At 64.9% G+C, this 6131-nt stretch carries 5 protein-coding genes; 4 read left to right on the top strand and 1 reads right to left on the bottom strand.

Features of this window, described 5'->3' with window-relative positions:
* The first annotated feature begins 136 nt into the window (after positions 1–136).
* Positions 137–2245, top strand: a complete 2109-nt coding sequence (locus EN906_RS19635; protein ID WP_127268151.1) for a molybdopterin oxidoreductase family protein — start codon at positions 137–139, stop codon at positions 2243–2245.
* Between the two features lie 66 nt (positions 2246–2311).
* Here EN906_RS19635 and EN906_RS19630 read toward each other — a convergent pair whose 3' ends face one another.
* A complete protein-coding gene (locus EN906_RS19630; RefSeq protein ID WP_164749052.1) occupies positions 2312–2791 on the bottom strand; it encodes an Lrp/AsnC family transcriptional regulator in 480 nt (159 codons plus the stop codon).
* Positions 2792–2897: 106 nt separating this feature from the next.
* Between EN906_RS19630 and EN906_RS19625 the strand changes: the two genes are divergently transcribed.
* The 3 genes from EN906_RS19625 to EN906_RS19615 form a co-directional block, all read left to right on the top strand.
* On the top strand, positions 2898–4106 hold the full coding sequence (locus EN906_RS19625) for a diaminopropionate ammonia-lyase (protein ID WP_127268150.1): 1209 nt from the start codon (positions 2898–2900) through the stop codon (positions 4104–4106).
* Complete coding sequence (locus tag EN906_RS19620) at positions 4103–5329, top strand: Zn-dependent hydrolase (RefSeq protein ID WP_127268149.1); 1227 nt, start codon at positions 4103–4105, stop codon at positions 5327–5329. The genes EN906_RS19625 and EN906_RS19620 overlap by 4 nt, the downstream gene beginning before the upstream one ends.
* A gap of 17 nt (positions 5330–5346) precedes the next feature.
* A partial coding sequence (locus tag EN906_RS19615) for an amidohydrolase (RefSeq protein ID WP_127375317.1) occupies positions 5347–6131 on the top strand: 785 nt, incomplete at its 3' end.

Genomic DNA, 6131 nt, shown 5'->3' with positions numbered 1-6131 from the left:
GGGTCGATCCGCGAAGCGGAGCGGGGTGGGGGTCTGCGCCACACCCCACCCCGGCGTTACACGCCGACCCTCCCCATCAAGGGGAGGGTAAGATCTGGCCCTACACGCCGCGTCCGGAACCGGTTAACCTCGCCCCATGAACCAACACGCCAAGCTTCGCATCGGCCATTCGGCCTGTCCGCATGATTGCCCCTCGACCTGCGCGCTCGAGGTCGAGCTGCTCGACGACAATCGCATCGGCCGCGTCCATGGCGCCAAGTCCAACAGCTACACGGCCGGTGTCGTCTGCGCCAAGGTTGCCCGCTATGCCGACCGCGTCCATCATCCCGACCGTTTGCTGAAGCCGCTGATCCGCGCCGGTTCCAAGGGCGACGGCGCCTGGAAAGAAGCAAGCTGGGAGGCGGCGCTCGACCTCGTCGCCGAAAAATTCATCGCGGCCGAGGAGAAATACGGCTCGGAGACGGTCTGGCCCTATTATTATGCCGGCACGATGGGGCTGGTGCAGCGCGACGGCATCGACCGGCTGCGCCACGCCAAGAAATACTCCGGCTTTTTCGGTTCGATCTGCACCAATCTCGCCTGGACCGGCTGGATGATGGGCGCCGGCGCCTTGCGCGGGCCGGACCCGCGCGAGATGGCGAAATCCGATTGCGTGGTGATCTGGGGCACCAATGTGGTGGTGACGCAGGTCAACGTCATGACGCACGCCATCAAGGCGCGCAAGGAGCGCGGCGCGAAGATCGTCGTCATCGACGTCTATGAGAATGCGACGATGAAGCAGGCCGATCTTGGCCTGGTGTTGAAGCCGGGCACCGATGGCGCGCTGGCCTGCGCGGTCATGCATATGCTGTTCAAGGAAGGCATGGCCGACCGCGCCTATCTCTCGAAATACACTGACGATCCGAGAGGACTGGAAGCGCATCTCAAGACGCGCACGCCGGACTGGGCGGCCGGGATCACCGGCCTGACGGTCGCCGAGATCGAGGCCTTCGCCCGCCTCGTCGGCACGACGAAAAAGACCTATTTCCGCCTCGGCTACGGCTTCGCGCGCCAGCGCAATGGCGCCGTCAACATGCATGCAGCGTCCTGCATCGCGGCTGTCACCGGCAGCTGGCAATATGAGGGCGGCGGCGCCTTCCATTCCAACTCCGGCATCTTCAAGCTCAACCAGGAAGTTCTGGAAGGCACCAGGATGCGCGATCCCTCGATCCGCCATCTCGACCATTCGCGCATCGGCCCGGTGCTGACCGGAGCCAGCGACGCGCTTTATGGCGGCCCGCCCGTGACGGCGATGCTGATCCAGAACACCAACCCGGTAAATGTCGCGCCGGAGCAGCGGCTGGTGAAACAGGGTTTTGTGCGCGACGACCTGTTCTCTTGCGTGCATGAGCAATTCATGACCGACACGGCCAAGCTTGCCGATGTCGTTCTGCCGGCGACGATGTTCCTCGAGCACGACGACGTCTACAAGGGCGGCGGCAACCAGCACATCACGCTCGGCCCCAAGCTGATCGAGCCGCCGGAGGGGCCGCGCACCAACCATTTCGTCATCGAGCAATTGGCTGATCGCCTCGGCGTCGCCGATCGCCCGGGCTTCGGCATGACCGAGCAGCAGCATATCGACATCATCCTGGGCAAGCGCGGGCTGGGTAGTTTCGAAAGCTTGAAGGAAGACAAGTGGGTCGACCTGCAGCCGGACTTCGACACCGCGCATTTCATCAAGGGGTTCGGCCACGCCGACGGAAAATTCCGTTTCCGCGCCGACTGGACCGGGCAGGCGGCCCCCAACCGGCCGCCGAAAAGCATGGGCCTGTTCGGCCCGGTGGCGCTTCTGCCGGAATTTCCCGACCATGTCGACTTGATCGAGGTCGCCGACGAAGCGCATCCGTTCCGGCTGACGACGTCGCCGGCGCGCAATTTTCTCAACTCGACCTTTTCGGAAACGCCGGTGTCGAAGGCCAAGGAGGGCCGCCCGGAACTGCTTCTGCATCCCGACGATGCCGCAGCCCTTGGGTTGGCCGACGGCGATCGCGTCGAGGTCGGCAACACGCGCGGCGAAGTCGTGCTGCATGCAAAGCTGTTTGACGGGATCAAGCGCGGCGTGGTGATCGCCGAAGGCATCTGGCCAAACAGCGCCCATGAGCGCGGCGAAGGCATCAACGTTCTGACCGGCGCCGATGCGCCGGCGCCCTATGGCGGTGCTGCCTTCCACGACAACAAGGTCTGGCTGCGCGCGGCAGGCTGAGGTCGGCGAGAACTCCGCTCGTCTCGCGCCAGATCAGACCGTGCAGGATTTTTCGGCCGCCTGACGCTAGCCGGGTAAGGGCACCGTCAGCCCGACCTTGACCCGGTCCATCGCAACAAAAGTTCGGAACTTGCGGACATTGTTGCTGTCGAAGAACAGTTTTCGCGTCAGCGCCTCATAGGCGGCCATGTCGGCCACGGTGATGACCAGGATGAAATCGGCCTCGCCGGTGACATAGTAGCATTGCTGAACCTCGGGGGTTGCCGAGAATTGCCGCTTGGCCGCGTCGATCAGTTCGGCACGTTCGCTCTCGAGTTCCACCTCGACGAAGATGGTGATCGGCTGGCCGACCGCTGCCGGCTCGACGACCGCGACATTGCCGGCGATGACGCCGGTCTGCTCCATGCGCTTGATGCGGCGCTGCACCGCCGGCGCCGACAGGTTCACCGCCTCGCCGATCAGCCGCTGCGGCGTCGTGTTGTCGCGCTGCAGGATGGCAAGGATGGCGAGATCGAAACTGTCGAGCATGGGTGGCGATACAGGCAATGGAGAGGTCCTCGGCGAAACAAACTTGCATTTGGGAGGCCATATTGCAGCGCCCTTTGCACCGATCCTGCAATATATTCTCGCCGAACGCCAAGGAGGCCCGCCAGTGTTCCTGCTCAACCGCAATACTCTGCATCGCCTGCCACTCGATCCGGCCGATGCCGAAATCCTCGGCATGGCCGGCGCTGACACGGTCGAGCGTTTTCTTTCCCATCGCGACAATCACCTGATGACGCCACTGCATGCGCTTCCGGCGTTTGCCAGCGAGCTCGGAATTAGCGCTATCCATATCAAGGATGAAGGCTTTCGCCTCGGCCTCGGCAGCTTCAAGGCTCTGGGCGGCGCTTATGCCGTCTTCCGCCTGGTGCTGGAGGAGGCAGGCAACCGGCTGGGCCGGCCCGTCGATATGGCCGATCTCAATCGGCCTGATGTACGGGCCGTCACTGCTGCGATGACATTTGCCTGTGCGACCGACGGCAATCATGGCCGCTCCGTTGCGCAAGGCGCGCAACTCGTCGGCGCGCGGGCGGCGATCTTCGTCCACGCCGGCGTCAGCGAGGAGCGCATAGCGGCGATCGCCCGCTATGGTGCCGAGATGATCCGCGTCGACGGCAACTATGATGATTCGGTCAGGCAGGCCGCCCAGGTTTCGGCCGAGAAGGGCTGGACCGTCGTGTCCGACACCTCATGGCCGGGCTATGAACGGATTCCTAGCCTGGTCATGCAGGGCTATACGGCGATCGTGCGCGAAGCGCTGCGTCAGTTCCCTCGGACACCAACCCACGTCTTTGTGCAGGCTGGTGTCGGTGGCATTGCCGCCGCGCTGGCCGGTCATCTCGCCATCGTGCTCGGTGACGCCAGGCCGACCTTCATCGTGGTCGAGCCGGCGCGTGCAGCCTGTGTTTTTGCAGCCGCCCAGGCCGGGCACCCGGTCAAGGTCGCGCATTGCCGGCCGACGGTGATGGCCATGCTTGAATGCTACGAGGTCTCCCCGGTCGCCTGGCGGGTGCTGGCGCGCGCCGCCGATGCCTTCATGACGGTGGATGAGGCTGACGCCATCGCGGTGATGCGGCGGCTGGCCCGGCCGGCCGCCGGCGATCCGGTGATCGTCGCCGGCGAAAGCGGCGGTGTTGGTCTTGCCGGGCTGATCCGGGCGATGGCTGACAACCCGACCGAGCTTGGACTGGACGGCAAATCGCGGGTGCTGGTGATCAACACCGAAGGTGCCACCGACCCGCATCGCTATGCCGAGCTGATCGGCATGAGCCCGGCCGATGTGCTGGAAGGCAAGAGAAAAGCCGAGGCAACGGCATGATCGCCATCGATGCACAGCGCCTGCTTGGCCGTATCCGCGAACTCGGTGCCGTCGGTCGCGACGGCGAGGACAGGCTGATCCGGCTGGCCGCCTCCGACACCGACAAGCAGGGCCGCGATCTCTTCGTCGGCTGGCTGCGGCAGGCCGGACTCGATGTCGCCATCGACCGGGTCGGCAATATTTTCGGCACCTGGCAAAGCCCGGACAACAGGGAGCAGGCGCCGCTGCTCATCGGCTCGCATATCGACACCGTCATCGATGCCGGCATCTATGACGGCTGCTACGGGGTGCTTGCCGGGCTGGAAGTGATCGAGACGCTCAAGGCGACAGGCTTTTCGCCGTCGCGCCCGATCGCGGTCGCCGCTTTCACCAATGAGGAGGGCGTACGCTACACGCCCGACATGATGGGCTCGCTGGTCCACGCCGGCGGCATCGATGCCGAAACGGTGCTGGCGGCCGTCGGCACGGACGGCAGCGTGCTGGGGCAGGAACTCGCCCGCATCGGCTATGCCGGCGACCGGGAGCCCGGCTTCCTCAAGCCGCACGCCTATCTCGAACTGCACATCGAACAGGGGCCGGTGCTGGAACGCGAAGGTTTGCCGATCGGCGCGGTGGAGAATCTGCAGGGCATCTCCTGGCAGCGTATCACCATAGAGGGCGTCGCCAATCATGCCGGCACCACGCCGATGTCGATGCGCAACGATGCCGGCCACGCCGCCGCCCGGACCATCACCTTCCTGCTCGACCGGATCAAAGCCTCGAACGCGCCGACGGTGGCGACCGTGGGTACGATCCGCTTCGAGCCGAATGCCATCAACGTCATTCCCTCGCGCGCCGTCTTCACCATCGATCTGCGCGACCCCGACGAACAGCGCCTGCAGGCGGAGGAGGCGGCGCTTGCCGCCTATCTCGAGCAGCTTGCCACCGATGAGAACGTGACGATCTCGGTCGAGCAACTGGCTCGCTTCGAGCCGGTGATCTTCGACCTTCGCATCGTCGAACGAATCGAGGCGGCCGCGAAACGCCGTGGCCTTGGCGTCAGGCGCATGACGTCCGGCGCCGGCCACGATGCACAGATGCTGGCGCGCATCGCACCGGCGGCCATGATCTTCGTGCCGAGCGCCGATGGCATCAGCCACAGTCCGCGCGAACACACCGAAGATTCCGAGCTTGTTGCCGGGGCCAACATCCTGCTTGATGTGGCCGCGCAACTGGCAAACTAGGTCAGAAGGGGCGGAAAATGTCTGAACTCGATCGCGATGCGCTGAAGCAGGAAATGATTTTCTGGCGGCGCGATCTGCACGCGCATCCCGAATTCGGTTTCGAGGAGAAGCGTACCGCAGCCTTCGTCGCTGCCAAACTGCGTGAGTTCGGCCTCGATGACGTCAGCGAAGGCGTCGGCGGCACCGGTATCGTCGGCACGTTGACGCGCGGCAGCGGCAATCGGGCGATTGCGCTCAGGGCCGACATGGATGCACTGCGCATATCAGAACAATCGGACGCACCCTACCGGTCCGGCAATCCTGGCATCATGCATGCCTGCGGCCATGACGGCCACACCACCATGCTGCTCGGCGCGGCAAAGCTGCTGGCAGGTGAGGGCGGTTTCGACGGCACCGTGCGCTTCGTCTTTCAGCCGGCCGAGGAATGGGGCAGGGGCGCACTCGCCATGCTCGACGATGGGCTGATGCAGCGCTTTCCCTTCGACGAGATCTTCGGCCTGCACAATATGCCCGGCTTGCCGATCGGGCATTTCGAGACCCGTGCCGGCCCCATAATGTCGGCCGAGGATATCTTCGAGATCGTGCTCAAAGGGCTCGGCGGCCATGCCGCGCGGCCGCATGCGGGCAATGAGACGCTGGTCGCCGCCTGCGCGCTGGTCACCAATCTGCAGACCATCGTCTCGCGCCGGCTGAGCCCGGCCGACATATCGGTGGTTTCGGTGACCGAGCTGATCACCGACGGCACCCGCAACGCTCTGCCCGGCCTTGCCCGCATCCTCGGCGATGCGCGCAGCTTCCGCCC

Origin of the sequence: Mesorhizobium sp. M7A.F.Ca.CA.004.06.1.1 (assembly GCF_003999135.1) — a bacterium.
GTDB lineage: Bacteria > Pseudomonadota > Alphaproteobacteria > Rhizobiales > Rhizobiaceae > Mesorhizobium.
The sequence above is the reverse complement of the archived record's forward strand: the minus strand, read 5'-3'. Positions and strand labels throughout refer to the sequence as shown.

Bases quoted from the DNA above. Each gene is read 5' to 3' on its own strand.
- EN906_RS19635 (WP_127268151.1), top strand. From the start codon at position 137: ATGAACCAACACGCCAAGCTTCGCATCGGCCATTCGGCCTGTCCGCAT.
- EN906_RS19620 (WP_127268149.1), top strand. From the start codon at position 4,103: ATGATCGCCATCGATGCACAGCGCCTGCTTGGCCGTATCCGCGAACTC.